At 60.7% G+C, this 21,559-nt stretch carries 20 protein-coding genes and 2 pseudogenes; 7 read left to right on the top strand and 15 right to left on the bottom strand.

Features of this window, described 5'->3' with window-relative positions; translation table 11 throughout:
- Positions 1-152: pseudogene (locus tag INR99_RS17475) on the top strand (IS481 family transposase); the annotation flags it as partial.
- Positions 153-283: 131 nt separating this feature from the next.
- On the opposite strand, the gene INR99_RS12785 reads toward INR99_RS17475, so the two are convergent.
- Entirely contained in the window at positions 284-2,335 is a 2,052-nt protein-coding gene (locus INR99_RS12785) for a M3 family metallopeptidase (RefSeq protein ID WP_194116730.1), read from the bottom strand.
- 117 nt (positions 2,336-2,452) lie between these two features.
- Here INR99_RS12785 and INR99_RS12780 point away from each other — a divergent pair, with 117 nt between their 5' ends.
- The gene (locus INR99_RS12780; RefSeq protein WP_194116729.1) at positions 2,453-3,550 is read left to right on the top strand and encodes a hypothetical protein; all 1,098 of its coding nucleotides are present in this window, start codon (positions 2,453-2,455) and stop codon (positions 3,548-3,550) included.
- Entirely contained in the window at positions 3,547-4,668 is a 1,122-nt protein-coding gene (locus tag INR99_RS12775; protein WP_194116728.1) for a hypothetical protein, read from the top strand. Before INR99_RS12780 ends, INR99_RS12775 begins: the two co-directional genes overlap by 4 nt.
- 77 nt (positions 4,669-4,745) lie before the next feature.
- Here INR99_RS12775 and INR99_RS12770 read toward each other — a convergent pair whose 3' ends face one another.
- The 4 genes from INR99_RS12770 to INR99_RS12755 all read right to left on the bottom strand — a co-directional run bounded on the left by INR99_RS12770 (position 4,746) and on the right by INR99_RS12755 (position 10,119).
- A complete protein-coding gene (locus INR99_RS12770) occupies positions 4,746-5,312 on the bottom strand; it encodes a hypothetical protein (RefSeq protein ID WP_194116727.1) in 567 nt (188 codons plus the stop codon).
- The gene (locus INR99_RS12765; RefSeq protein ID WP_194116726.1) at positions 5,312-6,382 is read right to left on the bottom strand and encodes a DUF3829 domain-containing protein; all 1,071 of its coding nucleotides are present in this window, start codon (positions 6,380-6,382) and stop codon (positions 5,312-5,314) included. The genes INR99_RS12770 and INR99_RS12765 overlap by 1 nt, the downstream gene beginning before the upstream one ends.
- 156 nt (positions 6,383-6,538) lie before the next feature.
- On the bottom strand, positions 6,539-8,044 hold the full coding sequence (locus INR99_RS12760; protein WP_194116725.1) for an alpha/beta fold hydrolase: 1,506 nt from the start codon (positions 8,042-8,044) through the stop codon (positions 6,539-6,541).
- A 44-nt stretch (positions 8,045-8,088) separates the two neighbouring features.
- Positions 8,089-10,119, bottom strand: a complete 2,031-nt coding sequence (locus INR99_RS12755; RefSeq protein WP_194116724.1) for a methyl-accepting chemotaxis protein — start codon at positions 10,117-10,119, stop codon at positions 8,089-8,091.
- Positions 10,120-10,292: 173 nt separating this feature from the next.
- Here INR99_RS12755 and INR99_RS12750 point away from each other — a divergent pair, with 173 nt between their 5' ends.
- Positions 10,293-10,799 carry a gamma carbonic anhydrase family protein gene (locus INR99_RS12750; protein WP_194116741.1) on the top strand — a complete coding sequence of 169 codons (507 nt, stop codon included), beginning with the start codon at positions 10,293-10,295 and terminating at the stop codon, positions 10,797-10,799.
- Between the two features lie 108 nt (positions 10,800-10,907).
- On the opposite strand, the gene INR99_RS12745 is transcribed toward INR99_RS12750, so the two are convergent.
- The 5 genes from INR99_RS12745 to INR99_RS17830 all read right to left on the bottom strand — a co-directional run bounded on the left by INR99_RS12745 (position 10,908) and on the right by INR99_RS17830 (position 15,165).
- Positions 10,908-12,176: an ABC transporter substrate-binding protein gene (locus tag INR99_RS12745; protein ID WP_194116723.1), complete on the bottom strand. Its 1,269-nt coding sequence runs from the start codon at positions 12,174-12,176 to the stop codon at positions 10,908-10,910.
- Positions 12,177-12,216: 40 nt separating this feature from the next.
- Positions 12,217-13,062, bottom strand: coding sequence for a DUF3025 domain-containing protein (locus tag INR99_RS12740; protein WP_194116722.1), 846 nt, complete (start codon positions 13,060-13,062; stop codon positions 12,217-12,219).
- A gap of 115 nt (positions 13,063-13,177) precedes the next feature.
- Positions 13,178-13,678 carry a thiol peroxidase gene (gene tpx, locus INR99_RS12735; protein ID WP_194116721.1) on the bottom strand — a complete coding sequence of 167 codons (501 nt, stop codon included), beginning with the start codon at positions 13,676-13,678 and terminating at the stop codon, positions 13,178-13,180.
- A 102-nt stretch (positions 13,679-13,780) separates the two neighbouring features.
- A complete protein-coding gene (gene tpx / locus INR99_RS12730) occupies positions 13,781-14,305 on the bottom strand; it encodes a thiol peroxidase (RefSeq protein ID WP_194116720.1) in 525 nt (174 codons plus the stop codon).
- A gap of 101 nt (positions 14,306-14,406) precedes the next feature.
- On the bottom strand, positions 14,407-15,165 hold the full coding sequence (locus tag INR99_RS17830) for a DUF3426 domain-containing protein (protein WP_308431491.1): 759 nt from the start codon (positions 15,163-15,165) through the stop codon (positions 14,407-14,409).
- On the opposite strand from INR99_RS17830, the gene INR99_RS17465 reads away from it, so the two are divergent.
- The gene (locus INR99_RS17465) at positions 15,159-15,392 is read left to right on the top strand and encodes a hypothetical protein (RefSeq protein ID WP_228098294.1); all 234 of its coding nucleotides are present in this window, start codon (positions 15,159-15,161) and stop codon (positions 15,390-15,392) included. The genes INR99_RS17830 and INR99_RS17465 overlap by 7 nt on opposite strands.
- A 13-nt stretch (positions 15,393-15,405) precedes the next feature.
- Here INR99_RS17465 and INR99_RS17940 read toward each other — a convergent pair.
- The 5 genes and pseudogenes from INR99_RS17940 to aroQ form a co-directional block, all read right to left on the bottom strand.
- Positions 15,406-15,510 (bottom strand): annotated as a pseudogene (locus tag INR99_RS17940) (MJ0042-type zinc finger domain-containing protein); the annotation flags it as partial.
- A gap of 54 nt (positions 15,511-15,564) precedes the next feature.
- Positions 15,565-16,452 (bottom strand): 50S ribosomal protein L11 methyltransferase, encoded by an 888-nt coding sequence (prmA, locus tag INR99_RS12720; RefSeq protein WP_194116718.1) that lies wholly within the window; start codon positions 16,450-16,452, stop codon positions 15,565-15,567.
- Between the two features lie 199 nt (positions 16,453-16,651).
- A complete protein-coding gene (gene accC, locus INR99_RS12715; protein WP_194116717.1) occupies positions 16,652-18,025 on the bottom strand; it encodes an acetyl-CoA carboxylase biotin carboxylase subunit in 1,374 nt (457 codons plus the stop codon).
- Between the two features lie 59 nt (positions 18,026-18,084).
- The gene (gene accB, locus INR99_RS12710; protein ID WP_194116716.1) at positions 18,085-18,543 is read right to left on the bottom strand and encodes an acetyl-CoA carboxylase biotin carboxyl carrier protein; all 459 of its coding nucleotides are present in this window, start codon (positions 18,541-18,543) and stop codon (positions 18,085-18,087) included.
- A 58-nt stretch (positions 18,544-18,601) separates the two neighbouring features.
- The gene (gene aroQ, locus INR99_RS12705) at positions 18,602-19,054 is read right to left on the bottom strand and encodes a type II 3-dehydroquinate dehydratase (protein WP_194116715.1); all 453 of its coding nucleotides are present in this window, start codon (positions 19,052-19,054) and stop codon (positions 18,602-18,604) included.
- A gap of 206 nt (positions 19,055-19,260) precedes the next feature.
- Here aroQ and queA point away from each other — a divergent pair, with 206 nt between their 5' ends.
- Together queA and tgt are read left to right on the top strand one after the other, a co-directional pair.
- The gene (queA, locus tag INR99_RS12700) at positions 19,261-20,304 is read left to right on the top strand and encodes a tRNA preQ1(34) S-adenosylmethionine ribosyltransferase-isomerase QueA (protein WP_194116714.1); all 1,044 of its coding nucleotides are present in this window, start codon (positions 19,261-19,263) and stop codon (positions 20,302-20,304) included.
- Positions 20,305-20,403: 99 nt separating this feature from the next.
- The gene (gene tgt, locus INR99_RS12695) at positions 20,404-21,519 is read left to right on the top strand and encodes a tRNA guanosine(34) transglycosylase Tgt (protein ID WP_228098293.1); all 1,116 of its coding nucleotides are present in this window, start codon (positions 20,404-20,406) and stop codon (positions 21,517-21,519) included.
- Positions 21,520-21,559 lie beyond the last annotated feature (40 nt).

Raw genomic sequence — 21,559 nt, 5'->3', positions numbered from 1 at the left:
CGCTGACGCGTTATGTCTGGCTCTATAACCAGCATTTGCCACAGCGGGCGCTACAGCACCAATCCCCCCTTCAAGCGATGAAGCATTGGCAGAAGCAAAGGCCCGAGTTATTCAAAAAGCGTGTAATCAATCGAGCGGGACTGGACAGCTAATCGTTTGAAAGATAGAGGCATAGTAGGAGAGGAGATGGGCGAAGTTCTTGTGAATACTGTGCCAGCTTTCACGTTTGAAAGCAAAACAGGCAGCCAAGGCTGCCTGTTTTGTTGTGGAGTGATGCGACGAATTATTTCGCCAACCCGGTATGGCGCAGCAGCGCGTCGATCTGCGGTTTGCGGCCGCGGAAGGCCACAAAGTTGGAGAGCGCGTCACGCTCGCCGCCACGAGCGAGAATTTCGCTGCGCAGCTTCGCACCGACCTTCGGGTTCACAATCGGCTCGCCGGCTGCGGCGGCTTCCTCGAAGGCCGCATAGGCGTCGGCACTGAGTACTTCGGCCCACTTGTAGCTGAAGTAGCCCGCTGCGTAGCCGCCAGCGAAAATGTGGCTGAACGATTGCGGGAAGCGGTTGTAGTCCGGCGGCAGCGGGATGCCGAGTTCCAGCTGGATTTCGCGCGCGAGTTCGACCACGTTCTGCGCGGGCAGGCGCTGGTGCAGTTCCATGTCGAAGATCGAGAAATACAGCTGGCGCTGCATGAAGCTGCCGGACTGGAAGTTCTTGGCTGCCAGCATCTTGTCGAACAGTGGACGCGGCAGGGATTCGCCGCTGTCGATGTGGCGGGTGAGCTGCGGCAGTACCTGCCATTCCCAGCAGAAGTTTTCCATGAACTGGCTGGGCAGCTCGACCGCGTCCCATTCGACGCCGTTGATGCCGGAGACGCTGAGTTCGTCGACTTCGGTCAGCAGGTGGTGCAGCGCGTGGCCCATTTCGTGGAACAGGGTGATCACGTCGTCGTGCGGGAACAGCGCCGGCTTGCCGTCGACGCCCTTGGCGAAATTGCAGACGATCAGCGCGATCGGTGTCTGCACGCGGCCATCGTCGAATTTGTGGCGGCCGCGCACGTCGTTCATCCACGCGCCGCCTTTCTTGCCTTCGCGCGCGTAGAGGTCCATGTAGATGCCGCCGACTGGACTGCCATCAAGGTTTTCCAGCCGGTAGTAGCGCACGTCCGGATGCCAGATCGGCGCGTCTTCGGCGACAAAACGGATGCTGTAGAGCTGCTCGACCAGCTGGAAGAAACCGGCCAGCACCGTAGGCTCGGTGAAATACTGCTTCACTTCCTGCTCGGAAAACGCGTATTTCGCTTCGCGGATCTGTTCGGCGATAAAGGCCGCGTCCCAGGGTTGCAGCTGGTCGTAGCCCAATTTCTCTTTGGCCCAGGCTTCCATCTCGGCGCGGTCTTCCAGCATATAGGGCTTGGCGCGTACCGCCAGGTCGCGCAGGAAAACCAGCACTTCTGACGGCGTATCGGCCATCTTGGTCGCGAGCGATTCTTCGCCGAAGGTGGCAAAACCGAGCAGCTGCGCGGCTTCCTGACGCAGCTGGTGGATTTCATGAATCAGCGGCGTGTTGTCGCGCTCAGTCGGGCCGAATTCGGACGCTCGCGTCACATAGGCCTGGTAGAGCTTTTCGCGCAGGCCGCGGTTGCAGGCGAATTGCTGGATGGGCAGGTAGGACGGCATCTTCAGCGTGATCTTGAAGCCGCTCTTGCCCTCAGTCTCGGCGGCCGCCTTGAAACCTGCCAGGGTATCGGCCGGTACGCCATCAAGTTCGCTGGCTTCATCGATATACAGCGCATAGTCGTCGGTAGCATCCATCACGTTCTGCGCAAAGCGGGTGGTCAGCTCGGCCAGCTTTTCGGCGATCTCGGCATAGCGCTGCTTTTGCGCGTCCGGCAGCTCGGCACCGGAGAGTTTGAAGTCGCGCACCGCGTGTTCGACGATGGTCTTGCGAGCCTGCGAATAACCGGCAAATTCACCGCTGGCCAAGAGCGCCTTGTAGCCGGCATAGAGCTTTTCGTTCTGGCCCAGCTCGGTGTAGAAATTGGAAATGCGCGGAATGTTGGCGTTGTACACCTCGCGCAGTTCCGGGCTGGAAACGACTGATTCCAGATGCGCAACCACGCCCCAGGCACGGCCAAGCTGTTCCATCGCATCGTGGCCGGGGGCAACAAAGGTATCCCAGCGGATATCGCCGGAATCTACGACGGATTCGCTGTGTTTTACGGCGGTTTCCGCAGCGGCCAGCAGCTCGTCCAGTGCCGGGTTGACGTGTTCGGGTTTGACCTCGGCGTAGCGCGGCAGGCCGGAAAAATCGAGAAGCGGGTTGGCAGTGCTCATGGCGGGTAACTCGGCAGCTTGGGTGATCTCAATTACATGGGGCTGGTGGCAGCAAAAACAAGCGCACCGCTAATGGCATAATCGACAGCCCGAATCACGATCCTGTCACGGAAGCGCATGCCCGCCAGAAAGCGCACCAAGCCCCCGCAACCCGCTCTTGTGGCCGGCACCCTGCAACTGCAGCCCGTCACTCCCGCCAGCGAGCGGCTGGAAAAGCTGCTGGGCGCAGCCTTGCTGGTGTTCGTGCTGATTGCGCTCAATGGGGTAATGCTGTGGCTGCTTGGTGACCGGGTGCTGCCTTCTTTCGGGCGGCCGTGGTGGCTGTGGCTGGGCGGCGGCACGGCTGGTGTCGGGCTGCTATTCTGGCTGGCGCCCCGCATTGAAGATACCCCACTGATGTATACGTCCACAGCCCTTCAATTGGGCGATTGTAGCCCGATACCCTGGGGCGATGTCCGGCTACGCTGGCGTTTGACCAATGCCGTTGGTGCTCCGACCCGTCGTGCGGCAACGGTGCGGCAGGCGCGGCTCTGGCTGCGGCTCCCCGGCGAGCCCGAGCGGCAGTTCAGCCTGGATCGGAACAGTAATCCGGAGCTGCTGGCGCACTTGGCGGCCCTGCAGCGACTGCTGCCGGCCGGTGCGTTTGCCAGCCGCCAGTTTGACTGGCCCCTGCCGGGCGGCGTGCAGGCAGGGGGCTGGCGGCGCTGGCAAAGCTGGCTACCGTGGGAGCGCGGTGCGCGCTGGCACCCGATGGCCGAGCGAGCACCGGTGGGGGCGGGCTGGCGTTCTTTGGCAGCCTTCGTCCTGACCTTGCTGCTGTGTTTTGCGGGGATGTTTGTTCTGCAGGCGCTGGGGCCTGCGGTTCCCGACTGGCTGGCTGTATCGTTACTGATGCTGTGCATGCTTGCGGGCGTGGGGGTGATGATCGTGCAGCAAAACGACACGGTCGATTTTGACGAGGCGGGCTTTAGCAGTCGCGTGTATGGCCGGGTGAGCTGGCAGGACATCCGCGCGGTGGATGCGGAGGTGACCGATCTTTCGCAGGGGGCTGATCAGTACAGCGTGCTGCTGCACTTTCATGATGCCAGTCGCGCGCCGCTGCGCTGGTCGTGGCCTGAGCTGCTGATTGGCAGCCGGCGCGCGGCCGATCTGAGTGCTCTGTGCGAGGATGCGCTGCGGCGTTTTGGCAGGCCCGATTCAGGAAATAAGGCATGAGCAAGAGCAGGAGAAAACAGGCGCAGGGAAGTGATTTGCCTGGCGGGCACAGGGAAGGGCGGCTCAGTGTGCAGTGCATGACGCCACTGCAGCAGTTGCTGGATCAGTACTCGGTGCTGGTGCTGATTGTCGGGCTGGTGCTGTTTTTGCCTGCGCTGATCTTCGTGATGATTGATGGCGGCTCGTATCTGCTTGGCGGTGGATCGCTGCTGAGCCTGCAGGGAGCGGCTGTACTGCTGCTGATCCCCCTGGCGTGGCTGCTGGTCGGCATTTATGGCTATCGGCATTCGCCACCCGAGCTGGCGTTGCGCTTCGATCACACAGGCTTGCGGCTGGAAAGTGGCGAGTCATGGCGCTGGGATGCGCTGACGATGCGGGTCGAGTTGCAGATGATGGCGGGATTCGGCCATGCACAGACCCGCAATCTGGCCGATGCCATTCAGGCCGTGCTCTACCTTGATGCGCCCGGCAAGCCGACACTGCGCATGCTGAGTTTCCCCGACCGTACGGGATGGGGTGATGACAGCGATCCCGGCGTGCACTTCCGCACCGAACTGGGCCGATTGCTGGGCTATCTGCCCGCCGCCGCAAGTGCGCCGGTTTATCCTGCGCACGTCTGGCGCAAGGGCGCGGTGTTTTATCCGATGCAGGAACAGGGCGGGCTGTTCTTCTGGCTGCTGCTCGTGGGCCTGATGACGGCGGTGCCCGCCGCACTGCAGTTGCGTGATGCCGTGTGGCTGTTTCTGTTTGGCGTGATTTGCCTGCTGTACGCGGCCGGTCTGGCGATTGCCTATCTGGATCGTGTCGTGGTCAGCGCTGCCGGCATCCGCAGTCTGCGGCATGGCAGCTTGCGCTGGCAGCAGATCGAGTCGGTCGAACTGGAAACCGTTGCCGTGATGGGCTGGGCCGAGCGGCGCACGCACGAAATCGGCCGCCAGCCGCGCGATATTCCCGAGGAAAGCTATGTGCAGACTCCCCTGCCTGCGGCATTCATCCTCTTTCAGGGCCGCAGCGCGCCCGCCCGGCGCTATGTCTGGAGCCATTGGCCCGGTGGCGGCCGTCGCGCCAGCCGCTTTGCTTTACTGTGCGAAACCTGCCGCAGTCATGCCAGTCCTTGAGCTCTGAAGCAATCTGCATCGGTTCGCGCTCTGTTTCTGTATGCACTTCCGGCGCAATCCAGAAGTGGCCTGAGCGATCAGGGCATGCCGTGCCTGATCCAGCTTTCGTAGTCCAGGTGCCAGCCAAACTGCTGGCTGAATGTGGCAAACAGCAGGCTCAGAACCGCAATCAGCAGGGCTAGCTGGCGCGGGCGGACTGCGCCGGTTTGTGGCCAGAGTGCGGCCAGCCCGGCCAGACAGGCAATCTGGATCAGCAGGGGGAAGGGCAGGCTGCTGCGGGCGTCGGGGCGGGTAAACCATTCCCGCGTACCCAGTAGCCATGCCCCCAGCAGGATCAGGGTCAGGATGACTGCCAGAGCCTGCATCAACCGGTCCGCGAACGGCCACCATTCAGGCCTGGAGTTGGAGATTGCGCTGCGCCGTGTACGGTAGTGCCAGCCTAGCAACAGCAATACCAGCAGGCTGCCCAGCGCCGTACGGCAGCCCGTCGTGATGTATGGCAGCGCATCGGGCCAGAACGCGGCAAGCAGCAAGAAGGGCAGTTGCGGTGCGACCAGTCCCAGCAGGATCAGATGCGCGACCAGCAGCAGGATTGCCTGGCTGCTGTGCCATATGGCAGCAGGCAGCGTGTGCTGCCGGTTCATCAGGAAACGATCTGGTTGTAGTGATTGATGATCGTGCCGCGAATCTGGTCCATGCGCTCAAGATATTGCAACGCCTGTCCGGATTTGCTCAGTGAGCGTTCCAGCAGGCGTGCCTGCACGATCAGCATGCGGGTTTCGCGTGCCAGATTTTCCAGTTCGTACTGTTTCAGGTCTTCGGTTTTCAGCTGGGCCGGATCGTTGGCCATGGCTTCCGTCTGCGCGGCGAACTGCTCAAGCCGGTCGATTTGCTGGCTCAACTGCTCGCGGGGATGGCGGGCCAGTTGCCCCTTGTTGTGAAGATCAATCATCTGCTCGACCAGTGCGGTGGCGGCATCGTGCGTTTCAAAAACGCTCAGCAGTGCTTTTTGCCCGCTGCTTCTGAGCTCGGCCAGTTCTTGCTGGTGCATCTGGGCGTAAACGATTTCGCGCTCGGCTGACAATTGCTCATTCAAGGCCGCCAGTGCGGCATAGGCACTGAGGAAGTCGCGATGCAGGGTCTTGGCCTGGGCCAGATCATCAAGCTTGTAGGCTTCGCTCTTGTAGTAATCGAGCAGCTTGTTGTGTGCTTGTGCTGCCGCCTGCAGGGCCGCCGGCAGCTGGCCGGCGATCTCGTCAGCCTTGGGATAGGCCGGCTGCATGGCGCGTAGTGTCTTGATGGCTTCCGCATAGTTGCTCACGCTATCACTACTGATCGGGCTCATGACTTTCAGGCTGACGCTGATGCCATGGTTGGGCATGCTGAACACCTTGCTGCGGATCGGTTCACCCTGTGCGTTGCTCATTTCGGCAATCATGTCATTGCTTTGCTCGAGACGGCTCAGTGTATGGGTCAGGAAATGATTTTGCCGATTGCCATTGGCATCGCCTGCGCGGATGCTGCCGGCCAGTTCGATCACATCAAGGTAGCCATTCATCTTGTCGGCCGGATTCACCCCGGCCTTGTTCTGCATGGCCTGGCCGGCCTGTGTGACTGCGCTGGCCGCGCTATCGCGAGCTTGCTGCAGGCGGTCGCAACCGCTGAGTACTGTGCTGAACACTAGGGCCAGAGAAACCCCGATAATTGCCTTCATGAATATTGCTTTTTGAGAAAGTTGATGTCGGCATCGTAGCAGATTGCATCCCGGCAGAGCAGGCTGGCTGAAGGGGGCTGTGCGCGGCCTCACTACGGGCCGCACCGGGTGCCAATTATTCGGGCGTTTGGGTCTGCGCGCTGGGCTGTCGACCGGTTACGGTAAGTGACCCGTTGCCGAGTGCTGGGCGATAAATGCCGATATCTCGTTTTCGACAAGCGGATAGAAGGGGTTGTAGCGCAGGCGGAGCAGGCTGGCCGGAGCAAGATCGAGCACACCGCGTTCGCCGACCAGCCGGCGGCTGAGATTGAGCGGGGCCGTGGCCGCTTGTCCATTGATGCCGAGCAGCGGGTCGTCTTCCGGAAAGGGGAGCGAGACATGCGCCAGGGCATAAACCCCGACCGGCCAGCTCAAACCGGCAAAGCGGTCGGTGTGCACCGTTGCCCCAGCCGGGTAGTCCTCGATCAGCACTTCGTTGCTGGCGGTGTCGCGACGGTTGCTCACGAACTCGATCGCATAGCCGCGCGGCACGGGCTTGCCAAGCATGGCCTGCGCCCATGCCCCGGCTTCGCTGCGCATCAGCGGCGCCAATTCGGCACGTCGGTTGCGATCAAAGATCGTCAGCCGGTGGCCCGCTCCCTTGAGCCGATCCATAAATTCACTGACCGCGGCCTCGGGGAGCACGGTGTCATCGACGGCGCTCAGAAACACCTGCGTGGCAGGCCAGTCAGCGAGGGGAGCGTGGCGCTGGATGCCAGTCCGGATGTGGCTGGTCAGACGGTCGATCTGTACGGCAGCATTGAAGGGAAAGGAGTTGTACTTGTAGGGGTCATACTCCGGGACGATTTCGCTCCACGCGGCAGCGCCAATTCCGCTGATTGGCGCCAGCTGCTTGACGAAGCGGGCATAACCCGCCGCAGGGGTGACCGCGATGGCTGGCGAGATGAGTGTCATGCTGGCGATCTCGGGCAGCCCCTCGCCGTCCAGGCGGGCCAGCTGGTATTCCACCGCCAGCGTGGCGCCAGTGGAATATCCGATGATATGAATGGGATGCTGACGCTCGGCCAGATGGCGCATGGCCAGCCGGACTGCCGCAGCGGCATCTTCCCAGACCAATTCGGTCAGCGCAGCGGGGGCTGTGCCGTGCCCAGGCAGGCGCAATACCAGCACGTGGTAGCCCTGCCGGTTTAGTGCCTGCGCCAGCGCCCGCATGCTGTAGGGTGAGTCGGAAAGCCCGTGCAGCAGTAGAATGGCCGGCTGATTGGCACCGCCGGGCAGCTCGATGGTGCGGTTCCAGTTCTGGGCGTAATGCAGCGGGTTGGCGAGCGAATGCTGGGCATACCGGTTGAGCAGGCGCTGCTCGGCGCCGGGTGTGGCAGCCACGATGCGGCTGGCCACCTCGGCAAACAACTGATCTTCCTGTTGGCGGTACTCCGCCAGTGTCCGGATAGAGCTGCGGGCCGTATATTCGCCAGCTGGAACTTCGGTATGCCAAGGCGACAGTCTGGGCAGGTTGTGCAGCCACAAGGCCGTGAGCAGAACGACCGGCAGCAGCGCACCGGCAAGCAGGGTCAGCAGCAGACGGATTGGGCGTTTGCGCAGCAGGGTAAGCAGCATGGTCGCGGGCCGGGCAAACGGCACGATCGGTAATGACGGAGACATTAATCATGCCGCAACCGCGCACGGGCGGCAAAGCCGGCGTGATGTCAGTTGCCGGCAAGCCGGAAATGTTCAACCAGTTGTACCAGTTCGCGCGCGGCCTTGCGTACTCGCTGCGCAAGTGCTGCGTTCTGCTCGGCACTCTGCGCATTGTTGCTGGCCATGCCGGCAATCTGCTCCACGCTTTGTGCAACAGTCTGACTGGCTTGGCGTTGCTCGGCCATGGCATGGTCGATCTCTGCGGCGGCCTCTCTTTCCTTGCCCGCGCTGTGGCGGATGACCACCAGGGCTTGGGTCGCTTCGCCTACGCGTGTGCTGCCGCGTTGCATTTCGCTGCGGGCATCCTGCATGCCCGCGGCGGCGGCGGCGGTATCCGTCTGGATACTGCCGACCAGCTTGCTGATGTCCTGGGTCGCGCTGGCGGTGCGTTCGGCCAGCTTGCGAACTTCGTCGGCCACTACGGCAAATCCGCGACCCTGCTCGCCCGCACGGGCCGCCTCGATCGCGGCATTCAATGCCAGCAGGTTGGTCTGGTCGGCAATTTCCCTGATAGTCTGCACGATGCGGCCGATTTCGGTGCTGTGAGCCTGCATGGTGTCGATGCGCTGCCCCAGCGTGTCGATGTTCTGCGCCAGTTCACTGATCTCGTGCAGGACGGCCTGCATGATGTCTTCGCCGCGGCGGACTTCGGCATCGGCCAGCTTTGCTTGCTGCGATGATTCGCTGGCATGATCGGCAACATTGGCGATGCTCACGGTAATCTGCTCGATGGCTGCAGCCATGCTGGATGAGGCATTCGCCTGCTGCTGCGAAGCACTGACAATCTCGCTGGCATTGCTGTCGAGCTGACCGGCACTCTGCTCGACATGCTGACTAGTCGTCCGTATTTCGCGGATCAGTCCGGTCAGGCTGTCGGCCATTTGGTTGAAGCTGTCGCCAACGAGCCGCAACTCGTCCCGGCCGCTCAGGCTCAGGCGCTGGCTCAAGTCGCCGGCTGCCATCGCCGCACTGCCTTGCTGCAGCTGGCGAACTACTCCGCTGATGGAGAGATAGATGGCCGTGAAGCCATAGGCCGCCAGCAGTACCAGCACCAGACTGATGCCGAGTGCCATCCAGCGTGCCTGCTCGAGTTCCGCCTTGCGCGGCAGCAGCGAGGAACGGATGGTGTCGCTGATGCTGCTCATGAAGTGGCCTTGTTGGCCGATCAGCGTACTTACACTGGCAAAGTAAGTGCCTGCATCGATCTGCGGGGTTTCACTGGCAAACGCGCTGTCTATTGCATCAGCCTGCAGCCGGATGGCCGCCGCCAGCCGCGACGCATCCTCCTGGCGCTGTTCGGCGCGATTACCCTGGCCGGCAATCGCACGAGCGAGATTTTCTTCAAGTCGTGCAGCCAGAAAACGCATCTGCGCGGCAAGGGCGTGCATCTGTACTTGATCGGCCTGGCTAGCGGTGCCCGCGGTGGCGATGCGGCTGCCTGCGCCGCGGGCCTGGCCGCTGATTTCCGTCAGCGGGAGCAGCGTGTTGAAGTAGAGCTCCTGCAGGTAATACGTTTCTTCTTCAGGATCCAGTGACAGCGTCGATAGCTGGGCCACATCGTTGGCAAAGACCAGTTCGCTGGCGATTAGCTCGGTATGCAGGCGGAAATTGTCGGCGGGTTTGCGGCTTTGCCACTGTTTGAGTTGCGCTTCGATCCCCGCGCGAAGACTGTCCCAGCGTGTACCGACTGGGGCCTGCTCCTGGTGTTTGGTTTGCAGTGCATCGAATTCCTGCAGCAGGGCGGTCAGTTTGGTTTGTGTGTCGCTGATCGCGCCGGCGAAATCCTGTTTGCCTTGCAGGAAACTGGTGGTCAGGCCGCGATGACGCTGGCTTTGGTCAATGATCTGTTGTGTGAGCACCGCCAGCTCCAGTCCGGCGAGCTCCCTGTCGACCAGATGGATGGTCTGCTGATAGCTGCGCAACTGACCAGTTAAGACATAGCCCAACGGGATCAGCATGATCAGGGCAATCAGCAGAAATTTCTGGGGAAAGCGGAATACCTGCAGAAGACGCAGCGCGGGGGCAAAAAGAGCATGCATGCTGGAAACTCCATCTGAATCCTTTTCATCCTAGATCCTGTGTTAGCTTTGTGACAGCTTTTGCTTGGGTATTTGCCGGGCAGGCAGGCTTTGCTATCTCGGTGATTCTGTTAAGCTCGCGACTGAATCAAGTCGACAAGGAGTAGAGCGTGGCTATCGGTAAGTTTGACGGTATGGCGCCAGTGCTGGGCGAAGGGGCATGGGTACACGAGGCCGGGCAGGTCATTGGCGACGTCAAGCTGGGGCGCAATGTCTCGGTCTGGCCGTGTGCGGTGCTGCGGGGGGACGTGAACCATATCCACATTGGTGACGATTCCAATGTGCAGGACAATGCCGTGCTGCACGTTACCCACAAACGGCCGGATGATCCGCAAGGCGCGCCGCTGGTCATTGGGGCGCGGGTGACGATCGGGCATGGCGTGATTTTGCACGGCTGCACCATCGAGGATGAAGTGCTGGTCGGTATGGGAACCATCGTCCTGGATCGCGCGGTAATCCAGAAACGCGTGATGATCGGTGCCGGTTCGCTGGTGCCGCCGGGCAAGGTGCTGGAATCCGGCAAGCTCTATGTCGGCCGGCCGGCCAAGGCGGTGCGGGATCTGACCCCGGAAGAGCTGGAGAGCTTCAACTACTCGGCCGCGCATTATGTACGGCTGATGAGCAAATATCGCGACGCATGAGGTATGTGTCTACAGGCTATATCGATAAAGCGCTGTGGCTGCATAGCATGGTATGTATAAAAGAAAACGCCCTCGTTGTGAGGGCGTTTTCTTGTCCGTATGACGGGCTTATTTGCGGGTCATGTTGGCGTTCCAGAACGCCGCGGCGCTATCCAGTGCCGCTTTTGCGTCCTTGCGACCGGTTACGGCCGATTCGACTTCCTCGACCAGCTTCTTGCGCAGCGGATCGGGGTTGGCCACACCCAGCAGGGTCAGCGTACGCACATTTTCCAGCGAGGCCGCGCCGATTGCGCGACCCTTTTCCAGCGCGCCGGCATTGGCGGGCAGCTTCTGGAAGAAGCTATCCTGCGCGGCCTGGCGCACCGACGGGAAGGTACCACCGGTAGCCTTGGAGAATTCCAGCTGGTTGGCATCGTTGGTAAGGTATTTTGCAAACTTGGCCACTTCCGGCAGGATGGCCGGGTTCACGTTTTTCGGGACCACGAAGTTGAACAGCCAGCCGCCCTTGACCACGCCGGTCGGGCCAGCCGGTGCCGGCATCACTTCGGTAACGCCATACACGGCCTTGCCTTCATCCTTCACCGACTTCAGTGCGGTCGGCGGGGTTTCCAGCATGGCGAGCTTGCCGGCGTTGTACAGTTTGATCGTGGTCTGGAAACTGTCTTCCGCAAACAGGTCGTCCTTGGCGAGAGCCCCCGCGGCGTAGGCAGCGGCATATTTGCGCAGCAGCTCGACGTGTTTGGGGGAATTGAAGACGGCCTTGCCGCCCTCGACGATGGGCAGACCTTCGGCCATGAACAGACCGATTGGCTGGCCAAGTCGCGGTGCCAGCCCCGGGATCTTGGTCTTTTCCGCGATGATCTTGGCGGCAGCCAGTTGCTCATCGAGGTTATTCAGCCGCTGGGTCGGGTTCAGCCCGGCCTGCTTGAAGATATTGCTGTTCACCGCCAGGATCGATACCGCGTTGTACCACGGGAAGGCGTAGGTCTTGCCACCCTTGAATGTCACGTCAGCCAGTGCGCCCGGGCTGTACTTATCCCGGTCGGTACCCAGCAGATCGTCGATCGGGCGGATGTTGTTGAACTGGGCAAAGTCATATGCCCATTCCACGTTGAAGTTGATCAGCGCCGGGGGCTGGTTGACGGCGATGGCGGCAAAGGCCTTGCCGCGGATCTGGTCCCAGGGGTAATCCACCCAGACCACGTCGATATTCGGATTTTCCGCTTCGTATTTCTTTTCCAGTGCCTTGAAGTAGGGCTCGAACTTGGGAGCCAGGCTCATGGTCCAGAATTCGATTTTCACCTTGTCGGCCAGTGCCGGTTGCGCCAGCAGTGCCAGCATGGCTGAGGTACACAAGGCTTTCCACGGGTGTTTCATGCACGTTCTCCGCATCGCTTGATCTGGGGGCTGACGGCCATCATGGTGTGTCAGCTTTATGGATGGCTAATGTTAATGGGTTTTTGCCCGCAGCGGTGCTTCCGTGTGCTGCACCGGCACGTAGCGGGCAGAAATGTGTCGTATCCGCGTAAAAGGCGGGATCCTGGTGTGGCCACCAGCCCGGAATGCCGAGCCAGGGCAGCACGGGCAACTGGCGCGGGCTTTCGAGCCAGCCAGCAGCCAGCGCCCGGGCGAGGGTCCGGTCCAGCAGCCGCAGTTGCTGCGTGTGCGGCAGGGTGAAAAATGCCTCCGGAACCAGTACCGGAACGCATTTGGCAGTCAGCCCGGTAAAGGGGGCGAGCAGGCTTTCCAGTGTAGCGTGACCAATTATGGTTGCGCTGATTTGCACGCCCCAGTGTTCTTCTTTGAACAGGGCTGACCAGTTGCGCTGTGCGAGTGCGTCCAGTAATGCCGGATCACTGCTGGCAATCAGCATCCCGCATTCATCGAGCAGGGTGGCCGCATCACGCCGTGGTCCGCGGCGGGTGAGGCTGCCTTGGCGCTCGATTTCCTGCTGGTGCAGGGCGTTGAAGGCAAGCTTGCTGTGCGGGAAGTGATGCCAGATTACTGCATTGAAGCAGTCGTGCCAGTCGTGGTGGCGTGTGGCGACCGTGCCGGCCGAGGCAATGGCCAATTCATAGTAGAGGGTGATCGTCTCCGGCGGCACGAAGCGGATGGGAGCGCCTGCCGGCAGGCAAACCGGGCTGCCGAGCCTTTCCCAATCAGCATATTCGGGGAATTCCGGCAATCTTGCGAGTAAGGCGCGAAAGGGGACAAAGGCCGGATGAGCAAAGGCTGGATGTGGCCAGACGGGGCGAGTTGACATGCTGCTTGGGGCGGAAGACAAGCCGGCACTATAGCAGGAAGGCCCGGAGCATGGGCTTGGGCCCGAAACGACAACGCCGGCTGGCGCCGGCGCTGTTGCGACTGTGCTGTGCGAATCAGCCCAATGCAGCCAGGGCTGCAGCGTAATCCGGTTCATCCTTGATTTCGGGAACGAGCTGGCTGTACAGCACGGTATCGTCTGCATCCAGCACGACGACGGCACGGGCGGCCACGCCGGCCAAGGGGCCTGCGGCGATCTCAACACCATAGGCATTCAGGAAATCACGGCCGCGCATGGTCGACAGGGTGACAACCTTGTCCAGACCTTCGGCGCCACAGAAACGGTTCTGGGCAAAGGGCAAGTCAGCCGAGATGCAGAGCACGACCGTATTGGCATACGTGCTGGCCTCGACATTGAAATGGCGGACTGAGGCGGCGCAGACAGGGGTATCAACGCTCGGGAAAATGTTCAGGATCTTGCGCTGGCCAGCAAACTGGCTCAGGGCGACGTCGGCAAGGTCTTTGCCTACCAGGGTGAACGCAGGTGCTTTGCTGCCGACTTGCGGGAACTGGCCGTTCAGGTTGACCGGATTACCGCCGAGGGTGACGCTTGCCATGACAATCTCCTTAGTAAGTGTGTGGCTATTGCAATTAAATTTGCGATTGAATTTAACGATTATTGCGGCGAAAAGCAAGCCCGCCGAAGCGGGCTGCCTGAATCAGGTTTCTTCGTCTGCTGGCGGGGGCTGCAGGGCGTCCACTGCGGCCTGATAATTCGGCTCGCTATTGATTTCACTCACCAGCTCCGCGTACACCACCACATCGTCCGCATCGAGTGCAATCAGTGCTGTTGCCATCAAACCGGATAAGGGGACGTCCGTGATCATAACACCGTAGTCCTTGTGAAAATCGCGGCCGCGCAATGTCGACATCAGTTGAACCTTGTGAAAGCCTTCGCTTTCACTGATTCTTGATAAGGCATAGGGGGTATCGACGGATACGGTAAGCAAGATGGTGTTGTCCAGCTCATACCCCAGCCCCTCAAGCCGTTTGGCGATTTGCAGGCCAATCGCTGCATCCAGGCTGGGAACACTGGCAATCAGCTTCTTGCGCCGCCAGTATTTGGATAGCGCCACATCCTGCAGGCTGGTGTCGACCAGCATGAAGCTGGGTGCCGGATCACCGACTCGCGGAAAACGCCCGCCAACGTTGATCGGGGTGCCATTAAGCAGAACGGTGGACATGGACGCTACCTCCGAAATAGGGACGAAAACTACTTCTTAGCGTAGGCCAGTCTGCCGGCAAGTGCCAGTGCTGATCTGGGGACTGGGGACGTCAGGCTTTGCTAGTTGTAAAACCAGAACAAAGAAAAATCGGTGGCCTGAGCCTCACCCTGATCCAGTTGCAAGAAGGCATGTAACTCGTCGGCGGGCAGCAGCGAGGTGCGCTGTTTTTCGCCCGGGGCCAGGTATTCGGCGGGTTTGAATACCCGCTTGGCAATGACCCGCTTGTTGTCATCGGTCAGTGTCAGTTCCAGCAGGGGCAGATCCTGCTCGTACTGCGCCAGATTGCGCAGGGTGGCCGTCATCTGGATCAGGTTGCTGTGGCCGGGAACGAAATTCAGCTCGGAGAATTCGAGCTTCAGTTGCTCGGCCTCGCGGGGCAGCGGCATGATGCATTCGAACTGCCGGCACAGTTCGACAAAGTAAGGCCGCAGAACTGGATAGCGCATGCTCAGCGACTGGCGAAACAGGAAGGCTCCCTGGGCTAGCAGGACGGCCAGCATCAGCCCGGACAGCAGTGACCACTTCCATTCCCCACGGCGATCCGCTGCGGGGGCAAACAGCGCCTCGTCCTCGGGCAGGCGGATCGGGTTGAAATCAGTGCCAGAAGGTAGGCTGCTCGCGCCGTCAGCCTGCGCAAAACTGATCGCGGGGATGCTGTCGACTCCGGTGGTCGCCTGTGCCGCAACATCGGGCAGGCTGGCGCGGCGGCTGCCGCGACGGGGCTTATGAGCCGGGGGAGGGACAAACTCGCTATGGCGCCACTGGGTTTCGGTCGTGTGGTGGCGTGCAGTTTTTTTCTGCGCCGCAGCGCTTGCCACGGAGGTGGCTGGCTCCTCATCCTGTTGCAGAGCTGGAGCTGGAGCTGGAGCTGGAGCTGGAGCTGGAGCTGGAGCTGGAGCTGGAGCTGGAGCTGGAGCTGGAGCTGGAGCTGGAGCTGGAGCTGGAGCTGGAGCTGGAGCTGGAGCTGGAGCTGGCACCGAAGCCGCCGTGGACTGTTCGCCGTCGGCATTTAGTGGCGCGAGTTCAGGCTCGACCAGACAATTGAGGGCATTGAAGACAAACGCGCACTTGCCGCAGCGGACCTTGCCCTTGTGTGCCGCCAGTTGCTGGTCGGAAACACGGAAGGAGGTGGCACAGTTGGGGCAGCGGGTGATCTGGGTCATGGCGCGTATTCTAGCCGGTCAGCCTGGTATTTTGCGACTCGCTGGCAGATTGGGTCAGTGGCGTGTGCCGGATAGACACACCCAGCCTTCGTGCGAGGCGACCGGACCGAAATCGAACCACTGACGATAGATGGTCATGACATCCTCGGCCTGTTCACTGAGGATGCCCGACAGGGTGATCCGTCCGCCTGATCTGACTCGGCCGGCGAGCATTGGGGCCAAGGCTTTCAGCGGATTGGTCAGGATGTTGGCGACGACGACATCGTACTGGCCCTCGGGCGCCGCATCGGGCAGGAAGAAGGCAATCTCGACGTTATTCTGCTGGGCATTCTGTTCGGACGCGATCATGGCTTGCGGATCAATATCGACACCGATGGTGGTGCCGGCACCGAGTTTTTTTGCCGCTATGGCCAGAATGCCCGAACCGCAGCCGTAATCGAGTACCGTCTCACCCCCTTGTAGATGGGCATCCAGCCATTGCAGGCACAGTCGCGTGGTCGGATGGCTGCCAGTGCCGAAAGCCAGACCCGGGTCGAGCTGGATATTGACGGCGGCCGGATCGGGGCATGCATGCCAGGTCGGCGTGATCCACAGGCGTTGCGAAATCGGAATCGGGTCGAATTGCGACTGGGTCAGCCGTACCCAGTCCTGCTCTGCGACTTCGACCACGTCGACCTTTTCAAAGGTTTGGCCGATGGCCTGGGCTGCGGCCATGACGGTCAAGGCCGCATCCATGTCTTCGTCCAGATGGGCGACGACGATGCTGTGATCCCACAGCTGATCCACCGGCTCGCCAGGCTCGCCGAAAATCGGTTTTTCGGCATCGGTACCGGCTGCGGCATCCTCGATGGAAACAGAGAGGGCCCCCAGATCGAACAGGGCGTCGGAGAGGGCTTCGGCGTGGCGGGAGTCAGTGGTGATGCGCAGTTCTTGCCAGGGCATGGGAAATCCGGAAATCGAACAGAATCGGCAGTATTGTCGCACCGCACCGGCTGTGGTGGAAGCGTGGCGCAGGGTGGGGTCTTGCTTAAGGGGTATGTGGGTGCTGGCAATGTCTTTTAAGGCATTTGGCGGCATACATCAGCGGGTATAAAAACAAAGGCAACCCCAAGGCTGCCTTTGTTGTGTGCATCAGCGCAATTTAACTGGCGAGTTTTTTTTCCAGTACCGCACGGATTTCCGGCATCTGGTGTTCCAGATGATGAATGCTGGTGCCGCCCTTGATGAACTCGGCGTCCAGCAGGAGTTGCTGGTGCAGCGGGATGTTGGTCGAGATGCCCTGAACCACCATTTCCGACAAGGCAATGCGCATGCGAGCCATAGCCTGTTCACGCGTCTTGCCGTAGGTAATGATCTTGCCGATCATCGAGTCGTAGTTGGGCGGGACGAAATAGCCGGTGTAAACGTGCGAATCAACGCGCACGCCCGGGCCGCCCGGCGTGTGCCAGGTGGTAATGCGACCTGGGCTGGGGATGAACTTGAGCGGGTCTTCGGCATTGATGCGGCACTCGATCGAGTGACCCTTCAGTACGACGTCATCCTGCGTGTATTGCAGCGGCAGGCCGGCAGCCACACGGATCTGCTCCTGCACGATGTCGATGCCGGTAATCAGCTCGGTCACCGGGTGCTCGACCTGCACGCGGGTGTTCATCTCGATGAAGTAGAACTCGCCGTTTTCGTACAGGAACTCGAAGGTGCCGGCGCCGCGGTAGCCGATCAGCTTGCAGGCGGCCACGCAGGCTTCGCCAACCTTGCGGCGTTGTTCGTCGGTGACGCCCGGTGCCGGCGCTTCCTCGATCACTTTCTGGTGACGGCGCTGCAAGGAGCAATCACGCTCGCCCAGATAGATGGCATTGCCATGCTGGTCAGCCAGCACCTGGATTTCGACGTGGCGCGGGGTCTGCAGGAATTTTTCCATGTAGACGACCGGGTTGCCGAAGGCAGCCTGTGCTTCGCTCTTGGTCATTTCGACTGAGCGCAGCAGCTCTTCCTCGTTGTGTACCACGCGCATGCCGCGACCACCGCCACCACCGGCAGCTTTGATGATCACCGGATAGCCGACCTTGCGACCGATTTCGAGCATTTCCTTCGGATCGTCGGGCAATGCGCCGTCCGAACCGGGAACGCAGGGAACGCCGGCTTTTTTCATTGCATCCTTGGCCGACACCTTGTCGCCCATGATGCGGATCGATTCGGGGGTCGGGCCGATGAAGGCGAAGCCGGATTCTTCGACCCGCTGCGCAAAATCGGCATTCTCGCTCAGAAACCCATAGCCGGGATGGATGGCCTGTGCGCCGGTGACTTCAGCAGCCGCGATCAGGGCAGCCATATTGAGATAGGACTGCGGGGAGGGGTTCGGGCCGATGCAGACCGATTCATCGGCCAGCTTCACATACTTGGCTTCGCGGTCGATTTCGGAATGCACGACCACGGTCTTGATGCCCATTTCGCGGCAGGCGCGCAGCACGCGCAGGGCGATTTCGCCACGGTTGGCGATCAGTACTTTTTCAAACATTGCGGTACTCCGTGAGGGGTGACAGGGCGGCACGCATGGCGTGCCGGGCGCTCACAGAATCAGCCGATCACAAACAGCGGCTCGCCATATTCAACCGGCTCGCCATTGTTGATCAGGATGGCCTTCACGGTGCCGGAGGCGTCGGCTTCGATCTCGTTCATCAGCTTCATCGCTTCGATGATGCACAGGGTGTCGCCAGCATTGACGGTCTGGCCGACTTCGACAAAGGGTTTGGCATCCGGGCCAGCGGCGCGGTAGAAAGAGCCAACCATCGGGGACTTGACCACATGGCCTGCCGGCAGGCCGCTTGCGGCGGCAGGGGCTTCTGCTGCGGGCGCGGACGGCGCAGCCGGTGCAGCAGCCGGCAGTTGGTATTGCATCGGCGCGGCGGCGTAGGCAGCCACATTCTGGTTGACGCGGGTGATGCGTACCTTTTCTTCGCCTTCGGTGACTTCCAGCTCGGCAATGCCGGATTCTTCTACCAGGTCGATCAGTTTCTTCAGTTTACGCAAATCCATGAATGCAACCTCTTCTCTCAAGTATTCTGGGATGTGGTCAGTCGGATGCCCGCCCGGTTCAGGCTGGCTGGAGCTGGTCCATGGCAAAACGCAGCGCGTATTCGTAGCCACGCGCGCCCAAGCCGCAGATCACACCGGTCGCCAGATCCGAAAAATAGGAGTGGTGCCGGAATGCCTCGCGGGCATGCACATTGGACAAGTGGACTTCCACAAACGGTTTTTTGACTCCGGCCAGAGCATCACGCAACGCCACGCTGGTGTGCGTGAAGGCGGCCGGATTGATGACGATGTAGGCCGTGCCGTCAGCGAGCGTGGCGTGGATGCGCTCGATCAGCTCGTACTCCCGGTTGGACTGGAAGCACTCGACGGGTATGCCGCGCTCTTCGCCCATGCCAACCAGCTTCCCGTTGATACTGGCTAGCGTATCCGCGCCGTAGTGCTGGGGCTCTCGTGTGCCCAGCAGGTTCAGGTTTGGTCCGTGTAACACCAGTATCGACTGCTGCTGTGCCATGCAATCAACCCATCGTCGTCGTATAACGGGCGGAGTTTGCCGCAGGATGGACGAACTTGTCCAGAAAAAGCCGGCATTTTCCGGCAACTTTCCTGTACGAAACAGGTCGATGTAGCAGGAAAAACTAATACTGACGCGGGTTCCAGCCGTAACGGATGGTATCATCGCGTAGTTTTGCTACTTACTGCATTTTGTGGACATTCTCGATGCACATTGCCGATTTTGATTATCACCTTCCCGAACACCTGATCGCCCAGTTTCCGCCCGAAGTGCGCGGTGCCAGTCGCCTGCTGCATGTGGCGGGCCAGGAGCGTGCTGATCTGCACTTTGGCGATCTGCTGCAATTGCTGCGTGCCGGCGATGTACTGGTCTTTAACGATACCAAGGTGATCAAGGCGCGCCTGTTCGGTGAGAAGGCCAGCGGGGGCAAGATCGAGGCGCTGGTTGAACGGGTTCTCGGCGAAAATCGCGCGCTGGCGATGATTCGCGCCAGCAAGTCGCCCAAACCCGGTGCCATGCTGCATTTTCAGGGTGGTTTTACCGCGACCATGCTGGAACGCCAATCCGAGATGTTCCTGCTGGAATTTGACTTTGCCACCGCCCCGCAAGGCGTGCGCACCGTGCTGGATATGCTGGAAGTCTCCGGCGCCTTACCGCTCCCCCCTTACATTACACACACACCGGACGAAGAGGATGCCAAGCGCTACCAGACGGTTTACGCCCGTGATCCCGGTGCGGTTGCTGCGCCGACGGCCGGGTTGCACTTTACCGACGAATTGCTGGCAGAATTACGCTCCCGCGGCATTGCTATGGAATTTTTGACTCTGCATGTCGGGGCGGGTACCTTCAAGCCGGTGCAGGTCGAGAATATCAAGGATCACACCATGCACAGCGAGCGCTACCGCATCGCACCGGAAGTGGTCGAGCGTCTGAAGGCCGCCAAGGCGGCAGGTGGGCGTATCATTGCAGTGGGGACGACCTCGTTGCGGGCGCTGGAAGCCGCTTCCCAGCAGGGCTTGCTGGCTGAGCCGGAGGGCGATACCAATATCTTCATTACCCCCGGCTACCAGTTCCGCGTTGTCGACCGCCTGATCACCAATTTTCACCTGCCACGCTCGACCCTGTTGATGCTGGTGGCCGCCTTTGCCGGGCTGGAACCCATGCGTGCCGCGTATCAGCATGCGGTGGCACAGGAATACCGTTTCTTCAGTTATGGCGATGCCATGCTGCTGGAAAAACAAGCGAATTAATCCCAGGGTATTTGCCTGTGATCATTTGCAAATAATGATTGCAGGTGCATACATTGCAACCTATTGCGCCGGACTGTTTATCCGGGCTGCGAGATATTAATGAGTCTGAGCTTCGAACTGAAAACGACCAGTGCCGGCGCACGCCGCGGCACCATGACACTGAATCACGGCGTGGTGGAAACCCCGGTCTTCATGCCGGTGGGCACCTATGGCACCGTCAAGGCGATGACCCCGCGTGACCTGCACGAAATCCAGGCGCAGATCTGTCTGGGCAACACCTTCCACCTGTGGTTGCGGCCCGGCTTGGAAGTGGTCAGCCAGTTTGGTGGCCTGCACGACTTCATGGGCTGGAACAAGCCCATCCTGACCGATTCCGGCGGCTTCCAGGTGTTCAGCCTTGGCGACATGCGCAAGATCACCGAAGAAGGCGTGCGTTTCCAGAGTCCGGTGAATGGCGACAAGCTGATGCTGACGCCGGAAGAGTCGATGCGGATCCAGAAGGTGCTGAATTCCGATATCGTGATGATCTTTGACGAATGCACGCCGTACCCTGCGGACCGCAAGCAGGCCGCCGATTCGATGCGGCTGTCGCTGCGCTGGGCGCGCCGCTCGCGCGACGAGTTTGACCGCCTGGAAAATCCGAACGCGCTGTTCGGCATCGTGCAGGGTGGCATGTATGAAGATTTGCGCGACGAATCGCTGGCGGGGCTGGACGACATCGGCTTCCATGGCATGGCGATCGGTGGCCTGAGCGTCGGCGAGCCGAAAGAGGATATGGCGCGCATTTTGGCGCATACCGCGCCGAAGCTGCCGGTCAACAAACCGCGCTACCTGATGGGTGTGGGCACGCCAGAGGATCTGGTCTATGGCGTATCGCAAGGCATCGACATGTTCGACTGTGTGATGCCGACGCGTAATGCTCGCAACGGCATGCTGTTTACCCGTTATGGCGACATCAAGATCAAGAACGCCGTACATCGCCAGGACAAGCGCCCGCTGGATGAATCCTGCGATTGTTATACCTGCCGCAATTTCAGCAGGGCTTATCTGCATCATCTGTTCCGCAGCGGCGAAATTCTTGGTGCCCAGCTCAATACTATCCACAACTTGCGGTATTACCAGGTGCTGATGGCTGAGATGCGCACAGCGATCGAGCAGGATGCTTTTCCGGCTTTTGTAGCCCGTTTCCATGCAGAGCGCGCTCGCGGCGTGTGAGCTTTGGGCTGGCTAGCCAGCCGCCTGCACGAGTGAAAAA

It is taken from the genome of Chitinilyticum piscinae, from assembly GCF_015223195.1.
GTDB classification, from domain to species: Bacteria; Pseudomonadota; Gammaproteobacteria; order Burkholderiales; family Chitinibacteraceae; genus Chitinilyticum; species Chitinilyticum piscinae.
This window is presented reverse-complemented; position numbering and strand designations above follow the sequence as displayed.

Excerpts from the sequence above, each read along its gene's own strand:
- INR99_RS12785 (WP_194116730.1), bottom strand. The coding sequence starts at position 2,335 with ATGAGCACTGCCAACCCGCTTCTCGATTTTTCCGGCCTGCCGCGCTAC.
- INR99_RS12780 (WP_194116729.1), top strand. The coding sequence starts at position 2,453 with ATGCCCGCCAGAAAGCGCACCAAGCCCCCGCAACCCGCTCTTGTGGCC.
- INR99_RS12775 (WP_194116728.1), top strand. The coding sequence starts at position 3,547 with ATGAGCAAGAGCAGGAGAAAACAGGCGCAGGGAAGTGATTTGCCTGGC.
- INR99_RS12770 (WP_194116727.1), bottom strand. The coding sequence starts at position 5,312 with ATGAACCGGCAGCACACGCTGCCTGCTGCCATATGGCACAGCAGCCAG.
- INR99_RS12765 (WP_194116726.1), bottom strand. The coding sequence starts at position 6,382 with ATGAAGGCAATTATCGGGGTTTCTCTGGCCCTAGTGTTCAGCACAGTA.
- INR99_RS12760 (WP_194116725.1), bottom strand. The coding sequence starts at position 8,044 with ATGTCTCCGTCATTACCGATCGTGCCGTTTGCCCGGCCCGCGACCATG.
- INR99_RS12755 (WP_194116724.1), bottom strand. The coding sequence starts at position 10,119 with ATGCATGCTCTTTTTGCCCCCGCGCTGCGTCTTCTGCAGGTATTCCGC.
- INR99_RS12750 (WP_194116741.1), top strand. The coding sequence starts at position 10,293 with ATGGCGCCAGTGCTGGGCGAAGGGGCATGGGTACACGAGGCCGGGCAG.
- INR99_RS12745 (WP_194116723.1), bottom strand. The coding sequence starts at position 12,176 with ATGAAACACCCGTGGAAAGCCTTGTGTACCTCAGCCATGCTGGCACTG.
- INR99_RS12740 (WP_194116722.1), bottom strand. The coding sequence starts at position 13,062 with ATGTCAACTCGCCCCGTCTGGCCACATCCAGCCTTTGCTCATCCGGCC.
- tpx (WP_194116721.1), bottom strand. The coding sequence starts at position 13,678 with ATGGCAAGCGTCACCCTCGGCGGTAATCCGGTCAACCTGAACGGCCAG.
- tpx (WP_194116720.1), bottom strand. The coding sequence starts at position 14,305 with ATGTCCACCGTTCTGCTTAATGGCACCCCGATCAACGTTGGCGGGCGT.
- prmA (WP_194116718.1), bottom strand. The coding sequence starts at position 16,452 with ATGCCCTGGCAAGAACTGCGCATCACCACTGACTCCCGCCACGCCGAA.
- accC (WP_194116717.1), bottom strand. The coding sequence starts at position 18,025 with ATGTTTGAAAAAGTACTGATCGCCAACCGTGGCGAAATCGCCCTGCGC.
- accB (WP_194116716.1), bottom strand. The coding sequence starts at position 18,543 with ATGGATTTGCGTAAACTGAAGAAACTGATCGACCTGGTAGAAGAATCC.
- aroQ (WP_194116715.1), bottom strand. The coding sequence starts at position 19,054 with ATGGCACAGCAGCAGTCGATACTGGTGTTACACGGACCAAACCTGAAC.
- queA (WP_194116714.1), top strand. The coding sequence starts at position 19,261 with ATGCACATTGCCGATTTTGATTATCACCTTCCCGAACACCTGATCGCC.
- tgt (WP_228098293.1), top strand. The coding sequence starts at position 20,404 with ATGAGTCTGAGCTTCGAACTGAAAACGACCAGTGCCGGCGCACGCCGC.